Raw genomic sequence first — 24,456 nt, 5'->3', positions numbered from 1 at the left:
AACGTCTTACTAGATGTCAGGTTCTAAGCTTACAGCCCTAAGATAGGGGCACTAACCTAATAATTGAAACCTAGTCTTTGTAGATAGAGAACTCATCAGCGCAAGCAACAAGCTGCTCACGAGTGATCATGAATACGCCATGACCACCGTTAGAGAATTCAATCCAAGTGAATGGAATCTCTGGGTACTGATCCATCATATGAACCATTGAGTTACCAACTTCACAGATAAGAATACCGTCGTCAGTTAGGTAGTCTGGTGCATTAGCTAAGATGCGACGAACCAATTTCAGACCGTCTGTACCCGCTGCTAGGCCAAGTTCTGGCTCGTGAGTAAACTCATCTGGCAGGCTGTTCATATCTTCTTCGTCCACGTAAGGTGGGTTAGATACGATCAGGTTGTATTTCTCTTTTGGCAAATCACGGAAAAGATCTGAACGGATTGGGAACACTTGCTGCTCCATGCCGTGATCTTGAACGTTCTGCTCTGCAACTTGCAATGCGTCAGTAGAGATATCAATCGCATCTACTTCAGCGTCTGGGAATGCGTGAGCACAAGCAATAGCGATACAACCACTACCCGTACACATATCCATGATGCGAGTTGGCTCTTCAGTTAACCAAGGTTGGAATTGAGCTTCGATCAGCTCACCAATTGGAGAACGAGGCACAAGAACGCGCTCATCAACGAAGAACTCAAGACCACAGAACCAAGCTTTGTTGGTTAGGTAAGCCGTTGGTGTACGATCATTAATACGCTTGATTACGCGCTCAACAATACGTAGACGTTCGCTGCTCGTTAGACGAGAGTTCATCACATGCGAAGGAACATCAATCGGCAGATAAAGAGTAGGTAAGATAAGTTGTACTGCCTCATCCCACGCGTTATCAGTGCCGTGACCATAAAATAGGCCCGCTGCGTTAAAGCGGCTAACAGTCCAACGAATCACATCTTGAAGCGTGTGTAGTTCTGATACCGCTTCTTCTACAAAAATCTTATCCAAAATTGTCTCCGAAAAGCGCTACAATACTGCTAATTACGTTTCTAATTAGAATTCATAACCTGATGAGCAAAAAAGACACCGACTTCGATGACGATTTCGCCCTGTTCAACGATGCAGTAAAGGGCGTTAAAAAGTTGCAACAGGATACCATAGTCCAGCAGCCAAAAAGAAATGCCAAGCAAAAAGAAATTACTCGAACGGCAAGACAAGCCAGTGATAGCGAGTTTTATTTCTCGGATGAGTTCATTCCGCATCTTAGCGAAGACGGTCCGACGCGTTATGCGCGTGATGATGTCTCTAAATATGAGGTCAAGCGCCTCCGTCGTGGTGTCTACGTGCCTGACGTGTATCTCGATATGCATGGTATGACTCAACAAGAAGCCAAACGTGAGCTTGGCGCGATGATTGCGCACTGCGTGAAAGAGAGCGTGGCGTGTGCTTGCGTTCAACACGGTATCGGTAAACACATCCTTAAACAGAAGGTGCCTTTGTGGTTAGCACAGCACCCAGACGTGATGGCTTTCCACCAAGCGCCGTTAGAGTTTGGCGGCAATGGCGCGCTGTTAGTCTTGCTTTCGGTTCCTGAGAAGTAATTCTGGTTAACAAACTCTCTCTCACCAAAAAACAACAAAGGGCATCCCAATCATATTGAGATGCCCTTTCTAATTGTCTGCAACTTTGTCATCAAACAGAGCTCAACGAGCTTATGGATTGATGTTCCAAAGCAACTCACCTTTTTGTGTCTCAAGGTTGAAGTCGATACACGCTAGGCCCGAAGTGGGAAACATAGGCGGCGCCATGCCTGTTGCAAACTCTGCAGTTAGGTAGCCAACTAGAGGTAAATGAGAAACAAATAAAATGGTCTCTAGTTTTTCTACTTCAGCCATTGCTAAGGTCAAATCAAACACATCGTCGGACATTCCATAAGGCGTAATATCATCACAGGTTTCTACTTTCTTTCCAGAAAACGCCTGAGAGATCTCTAACCACGTTTCTTGTGCCCTTAAATATGGGCTCACCAGCACTTTATCGAATTGACTAATCCCCTGCTCATTTGCAGCTTGTGCCACGGCAAGAGAAGCCATTTTCCCGCGCTTGGTCAACGCTCTTTCTGCATCCGAGTTGGCAAAATGTTCTGCTTCACCGTGGCGCATAATGAATATTTTCATGTTCAATCCTGTCTTCGTAACATGTCGAAAGTCGATATATCCCATATATCAGCGAAACGCTACTTAGGTTTGGCTCTCAATCCAGAGAAACCGCAGTCAATATAAATAATTATATCAAGTCACTTGCCAAAGAGTTCGACTTTCTTAACAATCTTGTTAAAAGAAAATAAATTACTGATAAAAATCGATAAAAGTGATTTAGAAATCGCCAAAAAGCACTTCATATCCCAAAATATGATCACAAGGTTTGCACGCCGAATCATCGGGTACATAATTTAAAAACCACCTTCTCTGGAGATGCTCCTGTGCACTTAAGCCCAAATGATGAACATCAATACCGCTACATAACCTTAAATAACGGGTTACGTGTACTGTTAGTTCAGGATCAAAATGCTCAAAAAGCAGCAGCCGCATTAGCCGTCAATGTGGGGCATTTTGATGACCCTACAGACCGAGAGGGTTTAGCTCACTACTTAGAGCATATGCTATTTTTGGGAACTGAAAAGTATCCAAAGGTCGGAGAGTTCCAAAGTTTTATCAGCCAGCATGGCGGTAGCAACAACGCTTGGACAGGAACAGAGCACACCTGCTTCTTTTTTGATGTTGAATTGAATGCCTTTGAAACCGCACTCGATCGCTTCAGCCAATTTTTTACCGCTCCCCTTTTCAACGAAGAAGCGTTAGACAAAGAACGCCAAGCCGTTGACTCCGAATACAAGATGAAACTCAACGACGACTCACGACGCTTGTACCAAGTTACCAAAGAACTGGTGAATCACAATCACCCATTCTCGAAGTTTTCTGTCGGTAATATCGATACGTTGGGTGACAGAAACGGCGAGACGATTCGACAAGAGATCTTGGCTTTCCACCAGCAACAATACTCTGCTGACTTGATGACACTGACACTGTCTGGCAATCAGTCGTTAGATGAGATGCAAAGCTGGGTTGAGGATCGCTTTAGCTCAATCACCAATCACAACCTACAAGGCAAAAAGGTTGAAGTTCCGATTGTCGGCGAGTTAAGTACGGGTGTACAAGTCCGCGTTGAGCCGATTAAAGAAGTGCGCAAACTGATCTTAACCTTCCCGATGCCAAGCATGGACGAACACTACGGCGTTAAGCCTTTGTCGTTCTTTGCCCACCTTTTAGGTTACGAAGGTGAAGGCAGTTTGATGATGCAACTCAAAGAGAAAGGCTGGATAACATCTCTCTCTGCAGGTGGTGGCGCGAGTGGCAGTAACTACCGTGATTTCACAGTCAGTTGCTCATTGACCATAGAAGGTTTAACCAAAACCGATAACATCATCCAAGCGATATTTCAGTACATCAAGTTAGTCGAACAACAAGGCATAGAAGAGTGGCGCTACCTAGAAAAACGCGCCGTTTTAGAGTCTGCTTTCCGCTTTCAAGAGCCAGCAAGACCGCTTGATGTCGTCAGCCACCTCGTCATCAACATGCAGCACTACCAAGAGCAAGATGTGGTGTATGGCGATTACAAAATGTCGCATTTCGATGACGAATTACAGCGCGCTTTGCTGCCTTACTTAACCGTCGACAACATGCGGGCAACCATTGTTGCTCAGGGATTCGAGTATGACAGGGAAGCGAAGTGGTACTTTACGCCCTACTCGGTCACACCTTTTAGCGCTGAACAAGTTCAGTGCTTTACGTGCATTAACCCCGGTTGGCAGTTTGAACTCCCAAGCAAAAACCCGTTTATTTGCTACGATCTAGACCCGACTGAACTCGAAGGTGACGCTAAGTTCCCACAACTGTTAGAAGAGCTCGATGGCTTTAAGCTATGGCATCTGCAAGACCATCAATTCCGGGTGCCAAAAGGTGTGGTGTATGTTGCTATCGATAGCCCGCACTCAGTCGCTAGCCCAAGAAATATCGTTAAAACACGCTTGTGTGTAGAAATGTTCTTAGACTCACTCGAAAAAGATACGTATCAGGCTGAAATCGCCGGAATGGGCTACAACATGTACACCCATCAGGGCGGTGTAACGCTCACTCTGTCCGGGTTTAGCGAGAAACAGCCACAACTGCTCAATATGATTCTTGAACGTTTCCAAGCACGCGACTTTAGTCCAACACGCTTCGAAACCATCAAGCATCAATTGCTCAGAAACTGGAACAACGCGTCGCAAGATCGCCCTATTTCGCAGTTGTTTAATGCAATGACTGGGATACTTCAACCAAATAACCCGCCTTATTCCGTGTTAATTGAAGCCCTAGAAACGATAGAGGTCGATGAGCTCTCCTCTTTTGTTCAAGCAATCTTGGCGGAACTTCATGTTGAGATGTTTGTGTATGGCGACTGGAAAAAAGCCGATGCACACAAGATGGCTGAAACGCTAAAAGATGCACTGCGTGTTCAAGATCAGGCTTACGAAGAATCACTGCGTCCGCTCATCATGCTCGGTGAAAACGGCAGCTTCCAACGTGAAGTGGTGTGTAACCAAGATGATTCAGCAATTGTGGTTTATTACCAATGCCCTGATATTTCACCTAAAAATATCGCGCTGTATTCATTGGCAAACCATTTGATGTCGGCCACTTTCTTCCATGAGATACGAACCAAGCAGCAGCTAGGTTACATGGTCGGTACTGGCAATATGCCGCTCAACCGACACCCTGGTATTGTGTTGTATGTGCAATCACCGAATGCCGCCCCTGCTGACTTGTTAGCTTCAATAGATGAGTTCCTCAATGCCTTTTACATGGTGCTGTTGGAGCTTAACGACTATCAATGGCACAGCAGTAAGCGCGGTCTCTGGAATCAGATTTCGACACCAGATACGACTTTGCGAGGGCGAGCTCAGCGCTTATGGGTTGCGATAGGCAATAAGGATGTTGAATTCAACCAGAGAGAGCGCGTATTGGAAGACCTTAAGGGGTTAACTCGCTCAGACATGATGCGTTTTGTGGTTAGCCAGCTAAAACCACGCACGGCAAATCGCCTGATTATGCATGCTCACGGTAATGCTCATAATGAGGAAGAGAAGCTGTCAGCAGGTGTTGAAATTGGCTCTATTGATGAGTTTCAGTTACGCCCGAAAGATACTGAGCTAGGCTGATAAAGCTGGAATGAAAATCATAAGGTTGATGTGAAAGCATCAACCTTTTTTATTGGATGCAGTCCAAAAGCAGATCTCCTATTACGCTCCTTCGTCGCTTTAGGAGATGACGGTAGTTTTGATTGACGTGTGTTTGACCACCTTTCTAATCAACGCAATAACTTACTTTTTATCTCTCAATCATCATTCCCGAGAAGGAGGAACGACTGAGTCGGGAATCTCATTCCTTTCACACTCGTTCATAAAACAGAAAAGCCCGCATCAATTGCTTGATACGGGCTTCTTAATCAATGAGTTAGAGAGTTACTTGTAGAAAGACTCACCCAATCCAGCACGTGTCAGTAGGCCATCACATGGCGCGAAACGATCACCGTACTTCTTAGCGAAATCGTTCATCATCTCAACCAGTGACTTAATGCCGATTTGATCCATATAACGGAACGGACCACCTAGGAATGGCGGGAAACCGATACCGAAAATCGCACCGATATCACCATCACGAGGGCTGCGGATAATGCCGTCGTCTAGACAACGAACCGCTTCGTTTAGCATAGGTAACACACAGCGCATCGCGATATCGTTATCGCTCAACTTAGGATCTGGTTGCAGCTTAAGCAGCTTGTAAACTGACTTATCCACTTCCTTCTTCTTGCCTTTGTAAGTGTAGAAACCTTTACCACTCTTGCGGCCTTTACGATTGTCATTCAAAAGAATATCGAACACATCAGGACCTTGGAAACGATCGCCAAGCTCATTCACTAAAATCGGAATGATCTTCGCACCGATATCAACACCCACCTCATCTAATAAAGTGATAGGACCAACCGGGAAACCGAAGTCCAATAACGTGCTGTCGAGCTTTTCAATCGGCTCGTTCGCTAGCAGTAAATGCGCTGCTTCGTTCATGTACGGAGCAAGAATACGGTTCACATAAAAACCAGCCGTGTCTTTCACAACAATCGGCGTTTTACCTTGCTTCTTCGCTAATGCAACAACCGTAGAAATCGTCTCTTCTGACGTAGTTTCATGAGGGATAACTTCTACTAGCGGCATTTTTTCGGCTGGGCTGAAGTAGTGAAGACCGACCACGTTTTCTGGTCGCTGCGCCTTCTCCGCAATCTTATGGATCGGCAATGAAGACGTATTCGTCGCGAAAATAGTCTCTGGCTTGGCATTGGCTTCGATGTCCGCAACCATTGACTGCTTAAGGTCGAGGTCTTCAAATACCGCTTCAATCACCACATCGGTGTGATTAAAGCTCGTAAAGTCGATACCACCAGACAGTTGAAGCATCTTACTTTCAAGGCCCGCTCGGCTCAGAATGCGACGCTTACGCTGCTTATCGAACAACTTGAAGTTGTAGTTAAGCGCGTTCAGTACACCTTCATTTGATACGTCTTTAATGCGTACAGGCACTTTCGCCTTAGCAACACTGACATGGCTGATGCCTGCGCCCATAAGACCACCGCCTAGCACACCAACACGCTTAACCGCTTTGGGTTCTGCGTCTGCGCCGTGTTCTTTTTTCATTTCCGTGGTTGCAAAGAAAATCGAACGAAGGGCTTTAGACTCTGAAGTCATAACCAGTTCTGAGAAACGCTTCGCTTCATACTGAAGACCTTTATCAAAGCCGTTCTCAAGGCCATAACGAATCACGTCTAAAATCGCATCCGCTGCTGGGTAATTGCCGCGTGTTTTCTGATTGGTCTTCTTAGAAGCTTGTTCAAAAATCACTTTACGACCAAGGCCGTTACGTGAAATCAGCTTTTCTTTGGTCGACGCTTGGCTTTTCGACGCAAGGCGCTTACCTTTTTTACTGCCCGTATTCTTTTCAACAAAGCTTTTAGCGACTTCAAGCAGGATAGTTTCAGGCACACAAGCATCGACAACACCGAGCGATTTCGCTTTCTTAGCGCGCAGTTGCTTACCCGTAAGGATTAGGTCAAGAGATGGCAGCAAACCAATAAGGCGAGGTAGACGCTGTGTACCGCCAGAGCCTGGTAACAGACCTAACTGTACTTCTGGCAGACCAACGCGAGTCTTATCTGAATCGGTACATACACGGTAATCACACGCCAGTGCAAGCTCTAAACCACCACCTAAACATGGGCCGTGAATCGCTGCGACTACTGGGTACGGTAGTTCAGAAAGCGTTTGGAACATCTCCTGCCCTTGGCGAGCCAGAGACTGTGCTTCGTCAGCCGTTTTACACGCATCAAGCATTCTTACATCAGCACCAGCGATAAAGTTATCTGGCTTAAGAGAATGAACGATTAGGCCCTTAACTCGGCTTTGCTTTTCTTTGAGTTGCTCGAAGATGGCTTTCATTTCTTCAGCAAAAGCCGCTTGCAGCGTGTTCATTTTCTCGTTTGGTACATCAATCGCTAACCAAGCAATATCTTGCTCATCGATATTGAGAGTAAATGCTGTCGCTTTCTTTTTGGTTGATTCAGTCGCAGAGGTTGAATCTGGTTGAGCGACTGTTTCTTTTTCTGTTGTTGCATCAAGAGTCGTAGACATTATTCTACCTCCAAGATCATTGCTGCACCTAAACCACCAGCCGCACACGCTGTGTTCAATGCCAAGCCGCCACCGCGACGTTTCAGTTCACGTAATGTTTGAGTCATCATGCGCGCGCCAGTCGCTGCAAACGGATGTCCGTAAGCAATCGAGCTACCCAGCACGTTGAACTTCTCCATATCAATCTCACCGATCGCTTTGTCGCGGCCAAGATTCTTCTGTGCAAACTCATCGCTCGCGAACATTTTAACGTTAGCCAAAACTTGGGCAGCGAATGCTTCATGCATCTCGATCAGTGTAAGGTCTGACAACTCTAAACCGGTCTTCTTTAATACTTGTGAGGTCGCGTAAGTCGGGCCCATCAACATATCTGTTTCAACACCAATCGCTGAGAACGCATAACCACGAATATAACCAAGCACTTCTAAGCCTAGTTCTTTCGCTTTACCTTCGCGCATCAACATCACTGCTGCACCGCCATCAGTCAGTGGCGTAGCATTGGCTGCCGTTACACTGCCGTACTTTCTATCAAAAGCAGGACGTAGCTTGGCGTATCCTTCAACCGTTGAGTCGTGGCGAATGTTGTTGTCTTCCGCTAGATACTTTTTGTAAGGTGCCGGGAATGCCGTCATCACTTCGTCTTTAATCTTGCCTTCTTTCCATGCCTGAGAAGCCAAAGAGTGAGAACGGTGAGCAAGTGCATCTTGAGCTTCGCGAGTAATACCATGCGTCTTAGCCATTTGCTCAGCCGTTTGTCCCATGGATAAACCGGTCGAGTATTCAGCAACTGCAGGTGGTACTGGCATCAAATCTTTTACGGAAAGTGTTTTAAGAATTTTCAGCTTTTGACCCATAGTTTTCGTTTTACTCAGCGCTAATAGATTTGCCGCTAACTTTTTCGAAACACCGATAGGCAATACAGAAGAAGAGTCCGCACCGCCCGCAATACCGATATCAATCGTGCCAGCCATAATGCTTTCGGTCACGTTAACCGCCGCTTGGAAGCTGGTCGCACATGCTCGTGTGACACTGTAGGCATCGGTATTGATGTTCATGCCTGTGCCCAACACGATTTCACGCGCAATGTTCGGCGCTTCTGGCATTTGCACTACTTGGCCGAACACAACTTGTTCGATAAGCGCAGGATCGACATCCGTTCTTGCAAGCATTTCGCTCACAACCATTTTGCCTAGGTCAACCGCAGGCACTTGGCTAAATTCTGTGCTCTGACGAGCAAATGGGGTTCGTAATCCAGCGACAACGGCAACACGTTCTCCAGAACGCGTTTTGACTTCCTGTTTGCCCATGGTTTCTCCTTAAAGTTAAGAGGTCTGACCTGAAGCATTGTAAAGAAGTTGTTAATTAAATCAAACGAGCGTTTAAATAAACGTGATACGAGTATCTCACTGTTTGAAAATATAACTGCGCATTCAGGCGAACCTTTTTGGGGGAAAGGTTGTCGTAAGAGACTAAACTATTGTAAGCAAAGACTGTTATCGCTGTGTAGGGAATGGTTTTCTTGAGGCAAAAAAAAACCACACAAAGCTGTGTGGTCGGAATGTATATAAAGCAATTAACTTAGCGCCAATTGAAATAATCAGTTTCCTGATTAGGAGAAAGTAAAGTCAGCCTTCAAAAGGAAGTGTCGTCTTGCTCAACATGCTAGCCACGAATGACTAACTAGACGACAAGGTGTACTATAACGAGTTCGAGGCCTTAGATTTTGAAGTAGATCAATTTTAATGTGATTTTACGATTTCCTGCCGATCGCTAGCTCTAAAAATATAAAAACGAAGCACAACGTATAGAGGACAGCTATACGCAGAGCAATTATGGAGGCTCGTGTGTCAATAATAAAAATGTTTGGAAAGAAAACAGCCAAGCGTCCGGTCAACTCTGATATGGACAAACAAAGAAAATACGAAGCACTTGTGCGCGCCTATCATCGTGACCTCTTTCGCTACGCCTATTGGTTATGCAAAGACAAAAGCATTGCCGAAGACTTAGTTCAAGAAACTTGCCTTCGTGCATGGAAGTCACTCGATAGCCTTCAAGATGAAAAAGCCGCCAAATCTTGGCTGATTACCATCTTGAGACGCGAGAACGCTCGACGTTTTGAACGCAAACAGTTTGATCTGGTTGATATCGACGATCATGGTAACGATGCTAGTGTCAGTGATGACCCGCACCATCAGCATCAGTGGTTGCAAGCCCAGATCATGAAACTTGAAATTGATTACCGTGAACCTCTCTTCTTGCAAGTGATTGGTGGTTTTAGTGGTGATGAGATTGCCGATATTCTCGATCTCAACAAAAACACGGTGATGACACGTTTATTCAGAGCTCGAAATCAGTTGAAAGAGCTGTTGGATACAGAAGAGGCAGAGAGGGGGCAACATAATGGATGATTTGGAATTTCGTCGTCGTGTATTGTCGGAACCTAAACAACGTACACAAGATATTGTTGATGCGACCGCGAACAGCGAAGCCAATAGTAACTTCTTAGACGATGTACTAGCGCTTGATAAACAGATCCACTCTGCGATGAATGTGGATGTGCCAGACGATCTTGCTGATCGTATTCTTTTCAATCAGACCTCAAGCGAAGAAAGCAAAGTAGTAAGGCCAACGTTTGCGAGACGAGCAATGGCAATGGCCGCCTCAGTAGCATTCGTTGCAGGTTTATTAGTTGGCCAAGTGAATTGGGGAAATGCATTCGTTTCACCTGCGCAAGCTAGTTTAGTTGATACAGCGATGAAGCATGTTGTTGATGAGAAGAGCTTTGTTAGTAGCATCGATGAACAGGTTACATCGCAGCAGATCAACGCAAAAATGAACCCATTTGCTTTTCAGTTTGATGACGCTTTCCCTTACCATGTTTATTACCTAAACCACTGTGGCTTTGGTAAATCCAACGCAGTACATATGGTCTTCCAAGGCGCAAAAGGCAAAGTAACACTGTTTTTAACCGGTATTCCAACAGACAAACCTATCGATTTTGATGAAAAAGGCATGTCCGGCTCGGTAACACCCGTAGATGGCAGCAGCTTAATCCTTGTGGGTGAAAATGGTGAGGATGTTTCCAAAATCGCCGAAAAGCTGACAAAAATGATCAAACCAATGAGCTAATTCGCTCTTAAAGCCCCGTCACAAAAGGCCCAGCAATTATATTACTGATATTGCTGGGCTTTATTTATAAATAAACCACAGAACCATTCACACCACCAATACTTCTAGAGTTAAAACTCTAAAAAACAGCATTTCACACCATTTTCGTGCCAGATAGGCGTCATTTCCATAATTTTCCACTCAAAATTCCCAATGGTCGGATTTGTATATCGTATACTTGCGAATAGGATCAGCCACCATTGAGCAATTGCTCAAATTAATCGCCCTGTAGAGGCGGATATATAAAGGAATAAATGAATGACTACCAACAACACGCGTCTGTTTAAAAAGTCTCTTTTAGCAGTAACAATTACACTGGCGTCTTCGCAAGCGATGGCAGCAGGTTTCCAACTTAACGCACAATCAGCTACCGGCATCGGCCGTGCTTTCGCTGGTGATGCAGTAATCGCAGATAACGCGTCAGTAATGGCACGTAACCCTGCGGCAATGGCACTGTTTGACAAAACTGAACTATCTCTTGGTTTTGAAAGCATCACTTCTATGATTGAAGTCAAGGATGCTACTTACACAGGCTTCATGGGCGGTAATTCTAGCAATGCTGACTATGACGATGCTGGCGATACTTCGATTGCACCAAACATTCATCTAATCGTTCCAGTAAATGATAAATTTGCATGGGGTGTAAATGCTTATTCTAACTTCGGTACAAAAACTGAATTCAGCGATAGCTATGTGGGTGGTGAATACGGCGGCCTAACAGATGTAAAAAGTGTTAACTTTGGTTTAGCTGGTTCATACCGTCTAAACAAACAGTGGAGCTTTGGTGCAGGCCTTGACCTTATTTACGGTAAAGGCGAACTGAAACGAACAATGAGCTCGGAAGTTAATACTCCGCCAATCCCAGGCTTGCCACAAGCAGGTCAAACAGTTCTTGATGCTGAAGCGGATGGTTGGGCTGTGGGCTTTAACCTTGGTACTGTTTTCGAGTTAAATGAAAATAACCGTTTTGGTTTGGCTTACCACTACTCTCCGAAACTTGAAGCTGAAGGCGATATCAGCTACCAAGGCACTGAATATAAAGATGATACCCTTCATATGCCTCTACCTGATATGGTTGAGTTCTCTGGTTTCCACAAGATTGAAGATACTAAATTCGCAGTTCATTACTCAGTGCAATGGATTGGTTGGAGCTCATTTGACAAGCTAGAAGCAGACAAAGCAGGTGTTCTAAACAATTACGAATGGCAGAATGGTATGCACTACTCTCTAGGTGGTACATATTACATGAATCGCGATTGGACACTTCGTGCCGGCTACATGTATGACACAAGTGCACAAGATGAAGTCACTTCAGTTTCAGTTCCAGATTCAGATCGCCAATGGTTCTCAGCTGGTTTCACATACCACATCAACGAAGCGTCAAACGTAGACTTTGGTTTCACATACTTAATGGGCGACGATGTTAAAGTTAATGAATCAACTTCTGTTGTTTCGTCAATTTCAGCAACAACTCGTGCAGATGCAATCCTAATGGGTCTACAGTACAGCCGTAGCTTCTAATAAAAGCTAGGTTATAAACCTCAAAGGGTCGCATTATGCGACCCTTTTTTATTGCCTAAGTCACTGACCCGCATCAATTTAAGCTTACAGCTGTAGCCTGCAAGACCAATATATGACTACAAGTGTACGCTCAAACTTCGCAACACAGCCGAAACATTTAGATTATTTCTCTAATAATTAAACACATTTACTCATTAAATCCCTAAAACACTGTTTTATTCGAATTTCATTTTTAAAGTAATGACTCTAAAAGTAGAATCACGCTACTAAATACTTATGATTCAGCGAACATAATAATGAAAATGAATAAGACTCTTCTATCTGCTGCTGTGGCAGTTGGACTACTTTCGACTTCTACCGTAACTCACGCGGCAGGTTTTCAACTAGCAGAATACTCGGCAACAGGCCTAGGCCGCGCATACGCTGGTGAAGCAGCAATGGCAGACGGTGCAGACGCACAATGGCGTAACCCTGCCATGCTGACTTACCTAGAAGGTACTCAGGTTTCTGTTGGTGCTATCTATGTTGACCCTAACATCGATATCGACGGTACTTCTACGTCCATGATGGGACAATCTACTTCGTCAAATTCTAGCGATTTTGCGCACAGTGCAGTAATCCCAAACTTTTATGTTTCTCATAAGTACAACGACAAGTTCGCATTAGGCTTTGCTGCTGGCACTAACTACGGTATGGAAACAGACCTAGGTAAAGACTTTGGTGGCGCAAACCACGGTAACGAAGCAAGTGTTACTACGATGGAGCTAAACCTAAACGCGGCTTACCAAGTACTTGAAAGCGTATCTATTGGTGGTGGTATTCGTTACATCATGGCTGAAGGTAGCTTTGGAGCGGTATCTACAGTTAACTCTCTAGTTCCTATGCCTCAAGGTACAGCTTTAAAATACATGGAAGGTGATGACACAGCGTGGGGCTGGCAAGTTGGTACCGCTTGGCAGATCAATGAAAACAACCGCCTTGGTTTTACCTACAAGTCAGAAGTAGACCTAACGCTTGAAGGCCACGCAAATGGTGTCGCTTTTGATGCTGTTGCTGGCGCTTTAGGTACTCCTGTGAAGTCAAAATATAACGGCTCAATGCAACTTGCATTGCCAGCTACCGCCGAGCTAGCAAGCTTCCATCAACTATCAGATAAGGTCGCTGTACATGCGAGCGTTAACTGGACTAACTGGAGCAGCTTTAAAGAACTAGTAGCTGACATCCCTGAATTCGGTCCTGCTCGAACTCAAGATATCAAGCAAGAGAACTGGGAAGATAACTACCGCTTTGCTCTTGGTACTACTTACCAAATGACGCCTAAGTTAGCTCTACGCTCTGGTATCGCATACGATACTTCAGCGGTAAGCGATGAGCACCGTACGGCAACGATCCCAGAAACAGACCGCACTTGGTTAAGCATTGGTGCTGGATATCAATGGTCTGAGCAACTAACTCTAGATGCTGGCTTCACTTACATTCTAGCTAAAGACGCAAAAATGGTTGAAGATGACGCAAGTTCTGCACCATTTGGTGGTGACTTCGAAGGTGAAGTAACAGGTAGCATCTGGCTAGTAGGTATCCAAGCGAACTACCGCTTCTAATCTACCTCCCTAAAAGTAGAAAGCATTAAAAAGGCTCGATGTTGCATCAACATCGAGCCTTTCTTTTATCGATTTTCTAAATCATGTTTCTAGTAATCTTCTAGATAACCATCGATCAAATCTTCTTCTTCAAGGTCGACCTCTTCAGGCTCGATCTCGGCTTTAAAGTCACGACGTTGAATATAAACATCTCGCGTTAACGCATATGGATCTGGCGAGTCATCCAACAGCGCTTCTTGTGACACTAACTGAGCACGAGTTTCCATGCCTTCGAATGCCCACTTTCCTAAGCTAGCCCAGAAGTTCAAGAACGACAGAGGCACATACATACCATCAACGGTTTCAGTTACTTCACGCGTTGTTATTGGGCCATAACCCGGCACCATGAAGTAGGGACCATTCCCTACCCCGTAATGACCAATCGCATCAGAGAACGACTTATCATCGTATTTGGTGATCCCCGCTTCGCTGGCAATATCGATTAAGCCTAACAAACCAATCGTTGAGTTAATCCAAAAACGATTGAAATGGTCGAGTGCTTTTTCACCATTGCCCATAATAAGGTTATTCACCATGCTTGATGGTTCGTCTAAGTTGGCTAGAAAATTGGATATACCAGAACGTACTGGCACAGGGGTGTAGTCAACATAAGCGAGGGAAACAGGGCGAACTAAATAAGGATCTAGATATTCGTAGTTGATATCCCACATCGCTCGGTTGAAGCCTTCAAAAGGATCATTCGGGTGGGACTCTTCGACGTATTCAGAGGTTTCGAGGTTATCATCGTCAACACTTTCGTCCGGCGCACTTGAACACCCAACCGTTAAGCTTGCGATAAAAAGTAAACTCGAGAGTCTTAAAACACTGACAGACATATCACCTTTTCCATAAGGAATTCAAATAATAAAAAAGGCCAGCAATCGCTGGCCTCAATTGTTTGGCTAAGTCTATACCGTTTATCTGCAAATCGGAATAGCTAACACCTATGCAAAGTGATGATTAATATTGCTTATTGATATCAATGGTAACTGGAGCACCCAGTTCAACCACTTCACTTTCACCGTACCAATCGCCTTCGCGAGTTGAAACGTTGCCGTCTGTATCAAGCCTAGCTCTAACCATCAGAGTTTCAAGGCTAGACAGCTCTTGTCCTTCCAGCATGCTGTTGCCGTCATCTAGAACAACAGTACGAGGGAAAGTCCCTAGTGGGTAACGAGCGGCTGCGATAGGCATTGGAGAACCATCTGCTCTGTGTACTGAAACAATTAACACTGAGTTAGGGTCAGCATTCACGTCTGCAGATAGATCGAGCGTTACAGCAACAGTCTTACCTTGGTCGACACCCATATTGTCGCCCATTTTCTTCTGAGCACTTTCAATACTGCGCGAAAGCATTTCATAGCGACTGTCTTGTGGACCAATCATCTGCTGCATGATGCTCCAGTACTTCACCGCACCTGGGTAGTCTTGACGCTCAAACGCATCAAACGCAAGCAGTGAGAACACACGAAGGTCAACGTAATCGTTTTGAATCAAACGGCTCAAAATCAAACGAGCTTGGTTTTGATCAGCTTCATCAGGAGAAAGCATCAGTGCTTGTGCGAAACCTAACTGAACATCTTCATTCTTAGGTTCAAGCTTGTAAGCTCGTTCCATAGAATCTTTTGCTGTTTCAGCGTCGCGGTTAGCCAGTGCAATACGACCGAGTAGCAACCAACCTGTTGAATCTTTTGGTTGGTAATGCAGACGAGTACGAAGCGCTAGAGTCAAATCTTCCAACTCATCATCCGTTAGTGCACCACCTTCCGATGACATTAGCTTTTTAGACAATTCAGGAAGGTTCGAGCTCACTTCTTGCCAGTGTTGAACTTTGTCCAACGCACCGAACTTAAAGTACATACCATAAGTCACAACGACGACAAGGATGATCGACGGTACAACCACACCAAGCGTAGAGATTTGAGTCTTCTTCATCTCTTCTTGTGCAGGAACATCATCAAGCAGAGACTGTTTCAAATCATCGATCAGTTCTTGTTGGTTATCAACAAGACCTTCCTCTGCTTCTACTTCTAACTCGACAAGACGGTCTTTATAGAACGCTTTATTCAACTCGTCGCGAAGCATTTCGTCATTGTTTGCCTTCTTGTTAATGAAAGGCAGAACAATTAAGAAAATTGCCGCTAGCGAAAGGATAATGGTAGAAATCCAAAATAGAGTCATTACTTCTTATCTCCGTCGTTCTCTTCATCGAGTAACGCTTTTAAGCGAGCTTCTTTGTCTGCATCCCAGTCTTTATCTGACTCTACTGCCGCTTTCGATTTTGACTTTCTGCTTCGCAAAATGATCAAGCCAAATCCAAACACAACCACCGCAAACGGACCAATCCAAAGGATCGATGTTGCTAGTGTCAGTGGTGGATTGTAAGTCACAAAGTTACCGTAGCGAGCAATCATGTAATCAATGATATCTTGCTTCGACTTACCGTCTTTTGTCATCTCGTACACTTTTTGACGTAAGTCGACCGCTAGCTCAGCATTCGAATCACCAATCGTGTTGTTCTGACATTTAGGGCAACGTAGCGTATTACTCAACTCTTTAAACTGCTGTTCTTGATCTACGGTATCAAATTCATGGAACTCGATAGGCGCAGCAGAAACAGTCGCTGAAATTGCGAACGTAGCGAATAGAGTAATCAGTGCCTTTCTAATCATTTCGATTCCTCCAACAACTCTTGATACATCGGCTCAAGCGTCGATGCCCAGTTGGTTGGGTTCACGTCACCAACATGGCGGTAGCGAACTACGCCGTTAGCATCGATTAGGAAAGTTTCAGGCGCGCCATACACGCCAAGGTCAAGGCCTAGCATGCCATTACCATCAAACAGGCTAATTAGGTACGGGTTACCCAACTCTTTTAGCCAACCAACCGCTTTGTTGCGATCATCTTTGTAGTTAAGACCAATGATCTTAACGCCTTGATCCGCAAGCTTGTTCAGGTAAGAGTGCTCTGCATAACAAGTAGGACACCAAGTCGCCCACACGTTAAGAAGCAGTGGCTCGCCTTTAAAGATCGCTTGATCATGAAACTTACCTGGTTGTTCTAAGTCTTCTAGACCAAACTCAGGAACAGGCTTACCAATCAATACGGATTCTAGCTTAGTTGGGTCATCGCCCGACTGGTTGCGCATTAATTGCGTTGCAAAGATTCCAGCTAGAACCATGAACGCAATCAATGGAATGAATAAAATCTTCTTGTTCATTCGAATTAAGCCTCCTGCTCTTCAGCCGACTTTTTGGTTGGCTTACGGAAACGGTAACGACGGTCACTGATAGCAATAGCGCCACCAATCGACATAATCAAAGAACCTGCCCAGATCCAACGTACAAATGGTTTGTAGTAGATACGTACAGCCCAAGATTTGTTGTCGTCTAAACGTTCACCCATTGCAATGTAAAGGTCGCGCGTTACGCCACGGTCAATCGCTGCTTCTGTCATCATAGACTTAGCTGTGGTGTAGAAACGTTTTTCAGCGTGAAGCGTGTTGATGTATTTGCCTTCTTTAGTAATTTCAAAGTCAGCAATGTAACCATCGTAGTTAGGACCATCTTTGTCACGAACCCCTGTAAACAGGAAGCTGTATTCTTCAAGCTGGTAGCTTTCACCTGGCGCCAGACGTACATCACGTTCGATGCTGTAGTTTTGCACCATCGCGATACCAATCACTGTCACGGCTAAACCTATGTGACCACACATCATTGCCCAGTGGCTACGAGGTAGCTTAGTTAGACCTTTCAAGAATGTATGACGGTGAGTCGCACGCTCATGCAGCTCAAAGCCGTGCATGAAGATGATCCAGAACGCCATTACCCAACCAGCAAACGCAGTACCACTGAAGCGGTCAGCCAGTAGAGCAACCATTAGCGCACTCAAGCCAAGTGAGAATGCACCTGAAATCAGCATTGGTTTAACAAGCTTAGACAGGTTGTCACGTTTCCATCGGATCAGAGGACCGATACCAAGCAGGAACGAGAACGGGATCATTAACCAGAAGAACAACATATCAAAGAATGGTGCACCGATAGATACCGAGCCCAAGCCTAACTGTTTGTGAACTAATGGCAGTAGCGTACCTACTAACACAACGACAAGCGCTGCAATCAGTAAGATGTTGTTACCAAGCAGTGCGTTTTCACGAGAAACCAGATCGAAGTTACCGCGAACACGAACCGATGCGCCTTTAATAGCAAACAACAGCAGTGAACCACCGATAACAAAGACTAGGAAACCTAGAATAAACATACCACGAGCAGGATCTGACGCGAATGCGTGAACCGATACCAAGATGCCCGAACGAACTAAGAATGTCCCCAGTAAGCTTAGCGAGAATGCAGAGATAGCCAGCAGTACTGTCCAAGCTTTAAATGTGCCACGCTTTTCAGTTACCGCTAGTGAGTGCATTAGAGCAGTACCAGCCAACCAAGGCATGAATGAAGCGTTTTCTACTGGATCCCAGAACCACCAGCCACCCCAGCCAAGTTCGTAGTAAGCCCACCATGAACCTAGTGCGATACCTACCGTTAGGAATAACCAAGCTGCGATTGTCCAAGGACGCGACCAACGAGCCCATGCCGTATCAAGACGACCACTCATTAGAGAAGCGATTGCGAAAGAGAACGCAACAGAGAAACCTACATAACCCATGTAAAGCATTGGCGGGTGAATAATCAAACCCGGATCTTGCAGTAGTGGGTTCAGGTCACGGCCATCAACAGGGAAGAAAGGCAATGTACGTAAGAACGGGTTAGACGTCACGATAATGAACAGCAAGAAGCCGACAGTAATCAGACCCATGATAGCCAAAACGCGAGCCACAGACTCTTGAGGCATACCACGACTGAATGTCGCTACTGCTACAGTCCAACCCGCTTGGATGAGAACCCAAAGCAGTAATGAACCTTCGTGCGCGCCCCAAACCGCCGTAATTCGGTAGTACCAAGGCAGTTGGCTATTCGAGTTACTTGCTACGTATTGAATCGTAAAATCATTGGTGTAGAACGCGTAACACAAGATAAAGAACGAAATCGCTAAGAATCCGAACATACCCCACGACAACGGTCGTGCGCTGTTCATCAATAATGTGTTATTTCGAGCGGCTCCATACAATGGGAGCACACTTAGCAGCAATGCAAGTCCCAAGGACAGGATCATCGCAAAATGGCCGATCTCGGCTATCATTGAGCATTTCCTTCTTTTTGTTCAGTCGTGTATTGCAAAGGCTCATGGGTTTTCTTCATTGCTTCCGCAACTTCAGAAGGCATGTACTCTTCATCGTGCTTTGCCAACACCTCAAACGCTTCGATTGTCGTTGCATTTTTAAGCACACCCTGAGCAACAATACCTTGGCCTTCACGGAAAAGATCAGGAAGGATGCCATCGTATAGAATCGTTACTTTAGGGCCTACATCCGCCAAATCAAAGCTTACACGTAGTGATTCATTGTCACGGCTTACAGAGCCGACTACGACCATGCCACCAATACGTAGGCGTTGACCAACTTCAGGTTTTTTACCATCTTTGCCGTTGACCAGCTCAGTTGGTGTGTAGAACAGATCCATGTTCTGGTTAAGTGCGTAAACCATCAATCCAACAGTCGCACTGATACCAAAAAAGATCGCTAAGACAATGCCCAGCCTCTTTTTACGTCTTGGGTTCATAGAGTGTTCTCCATATTTTTTGCTGCATCGATACGAGCCTGACGATCAATCTTAGCTTGTACTTCATTTAGTAATTGCTTACCACGACGAACGCTTACGACCAGTAAAATGATCATCGCGAGAAATGTGATTCCAAATGCACTCCATACATAGGAGGCATAGCCTCCCATGGCAAAGAAATCACTCAAAGATTCAAAATACATAATTACCTACCCTACTACGCTTTTTCAGCCGCAAGCTTGCGAACCCATGGACGGTGACTCTCTTTACTGATGATTTCGTTACGGAAACGAACCATAGTCACAGCACCAAAGAAAAAGGCGAAGCCGAAGATGTTAAGAAGAAGCGGCCATAACATGTCACTTGAAATAGAAGGCTTGTCGAACTTAGTGATCGTCGCGCCTTGGTGAAGTGTGTTCCACCACTCTACTGAAAAGTGAATGATAGGTAGGTTGATGACACCAACGATAGCCAAGATACCCGCCGCTTTTGCTGCTGTTTTTTGGTCGTCAAAAGCGTGGTGTAGTGCAATCACACCCAAGTATAGGAATAGAAGAATCAGCTCTGAGGTTAAACGCGCATCCCAAACCCACCAGGCGCCCCACATTGGTTTACCCCAAACAGCGCCGGTTAGTAACGCAATGAAGGTAAACACAGCACCAATCGGTGCCATCGCCAGTGCGGCCATGTCTGATAGCCTTACCTGCCATACCAAACCGATAAAGGCAGCAATCGCCATCGACATGTAAACGCCCATAGACCAGATTGCAGACGGTACATGGATGTAGATGATACGGAAGCTATCGCCTTGTTGGTAATCAGAAGGCGCAAATGCAAGCCCCCACACGGTACCGACGGATAGACACAATAGCGCTAGGATCGAAAACCATGGCAAAAGTTTACCAGCAAGCTGATAAGAGGTTTCTGCTTTGGCATAGGGATGGAGCCATTTCCACATGTTGTAATCTCACTCTTACTTCATATTGCTTACAGCTATTAAAGCTATAATTATAATAATTTTATTTGTCTTGCTTTCAGTTTTATTGACTCTATGAGTCCAATCGTCACATTTGGTTCACATTGGCTATACGATAACGGAACCCCAATCAGTTCACACTCACTCTAAGTGCGGCACTGATCGCAAAAGGCGTCATAGTCATCGCACCCATTAACATTGCCCCAAGCACCGCCAATTGGCCGTTGTACGCAACGCCCAAAGCCGCAGCGTCAATCGCTGACGTCGCGAAAATCAAAATGGGGATGTAAAGCGGCAAGATTAACAGGCTTAACAGGACTCCGCCCTTCTGTAACCCAACGGTTAACGCAACACCAATCGCACCAATAAAACTCAATGCGGGTGTTCCTACCAGCAAGGTCAACACAACTGAGAGCCATGTATCAAAATCTAAAGACAACAAAACAGCCAATAATGGGCTGATTAAAATCAATGGTAACCCGGTCAACAACCAGTGTGCTATGACTTTGGACAATACTACCAACTGCAACGGGATTGGCATCAGCATCATCTGTTCAAGGGCGCCATCTTGAAAATCATCACGGAAAAGACGCTCTAAAGAGAGCAATGCAGAGAGCAAAGCGGCCACCCAAACAATACCCGCAGCAATACGCGCAAGTAGGTTTGGCTCTGGGCCAATACTCAAAGGGAAAAGCGTGATAACAATGATGAAGAACCACAAAGGGTTAAAGATATCCGCTTGACGTCGAAACGCGATAAGCAGTTCGCGTCGGATAATCGTGGTCATTGAAGAGATCATATTACTCACCCAACTTTATTTTTCTTAGTTTCGGGCTATCAGCAAACATATCTTGGTGTGTGGTTAACAACACAATGCCACCGTTGTCTGCATGCTGAGAAAAAAGAGATTCGAGAACTTTCACGCCCTGCTTATCAATGGCAGTCAGCGGCTCATCAAGAATCCACAACATTTGCTTGCTCAACCAAAGGCGAGCCAACGCAACTCGGCGTTGTTGGCCTGCTGAAAGTTGCCCCGCAGGTACGTCTTCTCTGCCCGCAAGCCCGACTTGAGCCAGCGCGTGATAAAGCTCTTCTTTGCTGGTACCGCCACTGTGAATCGACTGATAAAAGCTCAGATTCTCATAAGCACTAAGCTCGCGCTTTACGCCTGTTTGGTGACCAAGAAAAAGTAAATTTTGATGATAAACATCTCGACTCGATTCAATAGACTCACCGTCCCAAGAGATAGTGCCGTCATCGCGATCGCCTAAGCCAGTAATAATCCTAAGGAGTGTCGTTTTCCCGGTACCGTTACGACCTTCAACTTGAACCAGCTCACCTGGTTTCAATTGAAAAGACAACGATTCAAACAGAATCCTGTCGTCACGAATAGCAGTTAAATTTGAGACTTCTAGCATAGGTAAATTTAGTCGAGTAATGAGAGCGCTATAGTAGCACACCAACATGGTGACAAAACAGGACTAGGCGTTTTCGATAGAACAAAGTCGGTAAGAAACTGTTACCACCTCATCACAATTTACACATTTTCATCAACAAACAAGATATTGTCGTAGATACAAGCACTTATAAACATCGTTCTATATAGATCGGACAGGCATAAAAAAAGAAGCCGAAGCTTCTTTTAAAGAGGAATACGTAATAAACATCAATTGCTCAATACGAATTAAGCGCTCAATTTAACGACGTCGAGGCGGGTCTCTGCGATCGCGAGAGGCATCGGGTTGCTGATCGTACGATGAAGGGTCGCTTCGTAATGAAGGAATTTTCTCTTTACCAGCAAGCTTGTTCTGCAGAGACATCATCAGCTCAGCTTCTGCTTTGGGTAATTCACATTCTTCAATTAACTCGTTAATCCCAGCGCCAAGCTGAACCATTTTCGTTGCACGTGTGTACAAACGTCCATCGGTATCCGCATGTTCCAGCTCAACAATACGTTCATTCAAATGTTTGATAAGATCTTGTTGTTCAGTCACTTTCTGGCCAAGGCCAACCACAACAGAGCGAACCTCAAGTAATTGCTTACTCGATTTTTGAAGCTCTTTGTCCAAGTTACGAACTTGCAGGCGTGACTGATCGAGCTGCTTTTGAATCGCACGTTTTACTTTGCTAATCAAAATCAGGATAAATAACGTAAAAACCCCAACGCCTGATATCAGAGCGACAGGGCTTAAAGGAAGCGCTTCAAACATTACAGGTGAGCCATCTCATCCCATTCGTCTTCGCTTAGTAGTTTGTTTAGATCTACTAAGATAAGTAGCTTGCCATCTCGGTTACTTACACCTTGGATGAACTTAGCACTTTCATCAGTACCAACACTTGGCGTTGTGTCGATTTCAGAAGAACGCAGGTAAACCACTTCAGCAACGCTATCTACTAGAATGCCAATTACTTGACGCTCAGATTCAATAACGATGATACGAGTGTTGTCTGTGATTTCACCTTGCATCAAACCAAAGCGAGAACGAGTGTCGATAACAGTAACAACGTTACCACGTAGGTTAATAATACCTAGAACGTAATCTGGAGCACCCGGTACTGGAGCAATTTCGCTGTAACGTAGTACTTCACGTACTTGCATTACGTTGATGCCGTAAGTTTCTTCTTCTAGCTGGAAAGTCACCCATTGAAGTACTTCATCATTCGTTTGCTCTTTTCTTACTTCAACTTCACTCATATGAGACATAGATAATCCTCTTGCCGTCGTTACCGACCACTATTATTAACTTGATGCTTATTGTTAGCCCAATGCTTATTACTAGCTTAATGCTTTTACATCTAGCCCTGCGTTTAGCATGGCGATTAATGCTTCAACATGAATCAAAGCACACATTTTTTCTTTTACCATACCAGCGAGCCATGGGCGTTTCCCTGCCATTTCTCGCCAACGTACTTTGTCTGTATTAAGTAGCTCGGTGCCTTTGAGCTCTGTGCCCGCCAGGCCCCACAAGCTCTCTCCAAGCATCACTATATATTGATAGTTTTCTTTGTATTCGTCACCTGATAGTTTCTCAGACATCACCCATTTTGCGGTGTCGACCACATCTAGCTGACTATCACGGTTGGTTTGTAAACCCAAATACCAAGCTGGCTTACCAATGATATGACTTAACTCTTCAAGGCGATGGATGCCGCCAAGCTCATCAAGTGGCACCGCAAAGGTCACGCCGTTTACATCAAAATACAAGACTTGAAAGTCTTCTTTGCGAACCGTACTTTCCCAAGAGGTAAACTGGTCAGCACCTCCTGCTTGAGTTTCGGGTTCAATAACTGTCTCGGGATCAGGAACGTCAAGTTCAGGCTCAACAGCCTTAACTTCTACTTGTTCCGTCTCCAACGATTCAGCTTGTAACTCTTCAATTTGCTGCGATTCAACAGGTGGCTCTAAAACAATTGATAAATCGGGTTCTGGAAGATTCCAATCCTGAATCTCTGGCTCTTCGAACACTTGAACAGACTCAACCGCGGCATCAAACATTTGCATGTCTGCTTGCTGGGCGATTTTCTGGGTGTTCTGATCCATCAACTCATCAAGGTTCAGTTCATCAACAACATTGGTCGCCTCTAAACGGCTGAGTAGTTTCTGAACATCTTCAAGGTTAGGAACCTCAAACTCAGCCGCGCGTATTTCTGCGTAGCTAGAGTGGTGACTCGAAAATTGGCGCTCTGGCTCTGGCTCTGGC

The 24,456-nt window shown here is 45.1% G+C and carries 23 protein-coding genes; 6 read left to right on the top strand and 17 right to left on the bottom strand.

What is annotated here, in order from left to right:
* Nucleotides 1–70: 70 nt before the first annotated feature.
* The gene (prmB, locus tag AB4503_RS04820) at nt 71–1,003 is read right to left on the bottom strand and encodes a 50S ribosomal protein L3 N(5)-glutamine methyltransferase (RefSeq protein WP_017060640.1); all 933 of its coding nucleotides are present in this window, start codon (nt 1,001–1,003) and stop codon (nt 71–73) included.
* A 62-nt stretch (nt 1,004–1,065) separates the two neighbouring features.
* Between prmB and smrB the strand changes: the two genes are divergently transcribed.
* The gene (gene smrB, locus AB4503_RS04815) at nt 1,066–1,596 is read left to right on the top strand and encodes an endonuclease SmrB (RefSeq protein ID WP_017064096.1); all 531 of its coding nucleotides are present in this window, start codon (nt 1,066–1,068) and stop codon (nt 1,594–1,596) included.
* A 111-nt stretch (nt 1,597–1,707) separates the two neighbouring features.
* Here the strand turns inward: smrB and sixA are convergent, their stop codons facing one another.
* The gene (gene sixA / locus AB4503_RS04810; RefSeq protein WP_017064097.1) at nt 1,708–2,172 is read right to left on the bottom strand and encodes a phosphohistidine phosphatase SixA; all 465 of its coding nucleotides are present in this window, start codon (nt 2,170–2,172) and stop codon (nt 1,708–1,710) included.
* Nucleotides 2,173–2,477: 305 nt separating this feature from the next.
* On the opposite strand from sixA, the gene AB4503_RS04805 reads away from it, so the two are divergent.
* Nucleotides 2,478–5,255: an insulinase family protein gene (locus tag AB4503_RS04805; RefSeq protein WP_017060643.1), complete on the top strand. Its 2,778-nt coding sequence runs from the start codon at nt 2,478–2,480 to the stop codon at nt 5,253–5,255.
* Nucleotides 5,256–5,558: 303 nt separating this feature from the next.
* Here the strand turns inward: AB4503_RS04805 and fadJ are convergent, their stop codons facing one another.
* Together fadJ and fadI are read right to left on the bottom strand one after the other, a co-directional pair.
* Entirely contained in the window at nt 5,559–7,775 is a 2,217-nt protein-coding gene (gene fadJ, locus AB4503_RS04800; protein ID WP_102332825.1) for a fatty acid oxidation complex subunit alpha FadJ, read from the bottom strand.
* On the bottom strand, nt 7,775–9,082 hold the full coding sequence (gene fadI, locus AB4503_RS04795; RefSeq protein WP_372113797.1) for an acetyl-CoA C-acyltransferase FadI: 1,308 nt from the start codon (nt 9,080–9,082) through the stop codon (nt 7,775–7,777). The genes fadJ and fadI overlap by 1 nt, the downstream gene beginning before the upstream one ends.
* Before the next feature lie 525 nt (nt 9,083–9,607).
* Here fadI and AB4503_RS04790 point away from each other — a divergent pair.
* The 4 genes from AB4503_RS04790 (at nt 9,608) to AB4503_RS04775 (ending at nt 14,065) form a co-directional block, all read left to right on the top strand.
* Nucleotides 9,608–10,183, top strand: a complete 576-nt coding sequence (locus AB4503_RS04790) for a sigma-70 family RNA polymerase sigma factor (protein ID WP_080582228.1) — start codon at nt 9,608–9,610, stop codon at nt 10,181–10,183.
* Entirely contained in the window at nt 10,176–10,904 is a 729-nt protein-coding gene (locus AB4503_RS04785; protein WP_017060647.1) for a DUF3379 domain-containing protein, read from the top strand. The genes AB4503_RS04790 and AB4503_RS04785 overlap by 8 nt, the downstream gene beginning before the upstream one ends.
* A 297-nt stretch (nt 10,905–11,201) precedes the next feature.
* A complete protein-coding gene (locus AB4503_RS04780; protein ID WP_102320197.1) occupies nt 11,202–12,464 on the top strand; it encodes an outer membrane protein transport protein in 1,263 nt (420 codons plus the stop codon).
* Between the two features lie 296 nt (nt 12,465–12,760).
* Nucleotides 12,761–14,065, top strand: a complete 1,305-nt coding sequence (locus AB4503_RS04775) for an outer membrane protein transport protein (RefSeq protein WP_372113795.1) — start codon at nt 12,761–12,763, stop codon at nt 14,063–14,065.
* An 89-nt stretch (nt 14,066–14,154) separates the two neighbouring features.
* Here AB4503_RS04775 and AB4503_RS04770 read toward each other — a convergent pair whose 3' ends face one another.
* The 13 genes from AB4503_RS04770 to AB4503_RS04710 all read right to left on the bottom strand — a co-directional run.
* Nucleotides 14,155–14,940, bottom strand: a complete 786-nt coding sequence (locus AB4503_RS04770) for a VacJ family lipoprotein (protein ID WP_017064102.1) — start codon at nt 14,938–14,940, stop codon at nt 14,155–14,157.
* A gap of 124 nt (nt 14,941–15,064) precedes the next feature.
* Entirely contained in the window at nt 15,065–16,285 is a 1,221-nt protein-coding gene (ccmI, locus tag AB4503_RS04765) for a c-type cytochrome biogenesis protein CcmI (RefSeq protein ID WP_017064103.1), read from the bottom strand.
* Nucleotides 16,285–16,776: a cytochrome c-type biogenesis protein gene (locus AB4503_RS04760; protein ID WP_017066364.1), complete on the bottom strand. Its 492-nt coding sequence runs from the start codon at nt 16,774–16,776 to the stop codon at nt 16,285–16,287. The genes ccmI and AB4503_RS04760 overlap by 1 nt, the downstream gene beginning before the upstream one ends.
* On the bottom strand, nt 16,773–17,324 hold the full coding sequence (locus AB4503_RS04755) for a DsbE family thiol:disulfide interchange protein (protein ID WP_017060653.1): 552 nt from the start codon (nt 17,322–17,324) through the stop codon (nt 16,773–16,775). The genes AB4503_RS04760 and AB4503_RS04755 overlap by 4 nt, the downstream gene beginning before the upstream one ends.
* Nucleotides 17,325–17,329: 5 nt before the next feature.
* A complete protein-coding gene (locus tag AB4503_RS04750) occupies nt 17,330–19,300 on the bottom strand; it encodes a heme lyase CcmF/NrfE family subunit (protein WP_371721000.1) in 1,971 nt (656 codons plus the stop codon).
* Nucleotides 19,297–19,779 (bottom strand): cytochrome c maturation protein CcmE, encoded by a 483-nt coding sequence (gene ccmE / locus AB4503_RS04745; protein ID WP_017060655.1) that lies wholly within the window; start codon nt 19,777–19,779, stop codon nt 19,297–19,299. Before ccmE ends, AB4503_RS04750 begins: the two co-directional genes overlap by 4 nt.
* The gene (ccmD, locus tag AB4503_RS04740) at nt 19,776–19,982 is read right to left on the bottom strand and encodes a heme exporter protein CcmD (protein ID WP_009848525.1); all 207 of its coding nucleotides are present in this window, start codon (nt 19,980–19,982) and stop codon (nt 19,776–19,778) included. The genes ccmE and ccmD overlap by 4 nt, the downstream gene beginning before the upstream one ends.
* A 14-nt stretch (nt 19,983–19,996) precedes the next feature.
* Complete coding sequence (locus AB4503_RS04735) at nt 19,997–20,737, bottom strand: heme ABC transporter permease (protein WP_017064107.1); 741 nt, start codon at nt 20,735–20,737, stop codon at nt 19,997–19,999.
* Nucleotides 20,738–20,885: 148 nt separating this feature from the next.
* The gene (ccmB, locus tag AB4503_RS04730) at nt 20,886–21,554 is read right to left on the bottom strand and encodes a heme exporter protein CcmB (RefSeq protein WP_017060658.1); all 669 of its coding nucleotides are present in this window, start codon (nt 21,552–21,554) and stop codon (nt 20,886–20,888) included.
* A 1-nt stretch (nt 21,555) separates the two neighbouring features.
* Nucleotides 21,556–22,173 carry a cytochrome c biogenesis heme-transporting ATPase CcmA gene (gene ccmA, locus AB4503_RS04725; RefSeq protein WP_017060659.1) on the bottom strand — a complete coding sequence of 206 codons (618 nt, stop codon included), beginning with the start codon at nt 22,171–22,173 and terminating at the stop codon, nt 21,556–21,558.
* Nucleotides 22,174–22,452: 279 nt separating this feature from the next.
* Nucleotides 22,453–22,965 (bottom strand): DUF2802 domain-containing protein, encoded by a 513-nt coding sequence (locus AB4503_RS04720; RefSeq protein WP_017060660.1) that lies wholly within the window; start codon nt 22,963–22,965, stop codon nt 22,453–22,455.
* Nucleotides 22,965–23,459, bottom strand: coding sequence for a chemotaxis protein CheW (locus tag AB4503_RS04715; RefSeq protein WP_017064109.1), 495 nt, complete (start codon nt 23,457–23,459; stop codon nt 22,965–22,967). The genes AB4503_RS04720 and AB4503_RS04715 overlap by 1 nt, the downstream gene beginning before the upstream one ends.
* A gap of 72 nt (nt 23,460–23,531) precedes the next feature.
* Nucleotides 23,532–24,456, bottom strand: a 925-nt coding sequence (locus AB4503_RS04710) for a chemotaxis protein CheW (protein ID WP_136974976.1), incomplete at its 5' end; no start/stop codon positions are given.

Origin of the sequence: Vibrio sp. 10N.222.55.B11 (assembly GCF_041473705.1) — a bacterium.
Lineage (GTDB): Bacteria > Pseudomonadota > Gammaproteobacteria > Enterobacterales > Vibrionaceae > Vibrio > Vibrio crassostreae_C.
Note: the sequence above shows the minus strand (reverse complement) of the source record. Positions and strands in the feature narration are given on the sequence as shown.

Bases quoted from the DNA above. Each gene is read 5' to 3' on its own strand.
- smrB (WP_017064096.1), top strand. From the start codon at position 1,066: ATGAGCAAAAAAGACACCGACTTCGATGACGATTTCGCCCTGTTCAAC.
- sixA (WP_017064097.1), bottom strand. From the start codon at position 2,172: ATGAAAATATTCATTATGCGCCACGGTGAAGCAGAACATTTTGCCAAC.
- fadJ (WP_102332825.1), bottom strand. From the start codon at position 7,775: ATGTCTACGACTCTTGATGCAACAACAGAAAAAGAAACAGTCGCTCAA.
- fadI (WP_372113797.1), bottom strand. From the start codon at position 9,082: ATGGGCAAACAGGAAGTCAAAACGCGTTCTGGAGAACGTGTTGCCGTT.
- AB4503_RS04790 (WP_080582228.1), top strand. From the start codon at position 9,608: ATGGAGGCTCGTGTGTCAATAATAAAAATGTTTGGAAAGAAAACAGCC.
- AB4503_RS04785 (WP_017060647.1), top strand. From the start codon at position 10,176: ATGGATGATTTGGAATTTCGTCGTCGTGTATTGTCGGAACCTAAACAA.
- AB4503_RS04780 (WP_102320197.1), top strand. From the start codon at position 11,202: ATGACTACCAACAACACGCGTCTGTTTAAAAAGTCTCTTTTAGCAGTA.
- AB4503_RS04775 (WP_372113795.1), top strand. From the start codon at position 12,761: ATGAAAATGAATAAGACTCTTCTATCTGCTGCTGTGGCAGTTGGACTA.
- AB4503_RS04770 (WP_017064102.1), bottom strand. From the start codon at position 14,940: ATGTCTGTCAGTGTTTTAAGACTCTCGAGTTTACTTTTTATCGCAAGC.
- ccmI (WP_017064103.1), bottom strand. From the start codon at position 16,285: ATGACTCTATTTTGGATTTCTACCATTATCCTTTCGCTAGCGGCAATT.
- AB4503_RS04760 (WP_017066364.1), bottom strand. From the start codon at position 16,776: ATGATTAGAAAGGCACTGATTACTCTATTCGCTACGTTCGCAATTTCA.
- AB4503_RS04755 (WP_017060653.1), bottom strand. From the start codon at position 17,324: ATGAACAAGAAGATTTTATTCATTCCATTGATTGCGTTCATGGTTCTA.
- AB4503_RS04750 (WP_371721000.1), bottom strand. From the start codon at position 19,300: ATGATAGCCGAGATCGGCCATTTTGCGATGATCCTGTCCTTGGGACTT.
- ccmE (WP_017060655.1), bottom strand. From the start codon at position 19,779: ATGAACCCAAGACGTAAAAAGAGGCTGGGCATTGTCTTAGCGATCTTT.
- ccmD (WP_009848525.1), bottom strand. From the start codon at position 19,982: ATGTATTTTGAATCTTTGAGTGATTTCTTTGCCATGGGAGGCTATGCC.
- AB4503_RS04735 (WP_017064107.1), bottom strand. From the start codon at position 20,737: ATGTGGAAATGGCTCCATCCCTATGCCAAAGCAGAAACCTCTTATCAG.
- ccmB (WP_017060658.1), bottom strand. From the start codon at position 21,554: ATGATCTCTTCAATGACCACGATTATCCGACGCGAACTGCTTATCGCG.
- ccmA (WP_017060659.1), bottom strand. From the start codon at position 22,173: ATGCTAGAAGTCTCAAATTTAACTGCTATTCGTGACGACAGGATTCTG.
- AB4503_RS04720 (WP_017060660.1), bottom strand. From the start codon at position 22,965: ATGTTTGAAGCGCTTCCTTTAAGCCCTGTCGCTCTGATATCAGGCGTT.
- AB4503_RS04715 (WP_017064109.1), bottom strand. From the start codon at position 23,459: ATGTCTCATATGAGTGAAGTTGAAGTAAGAAAAGAGCAAACGAATGAT.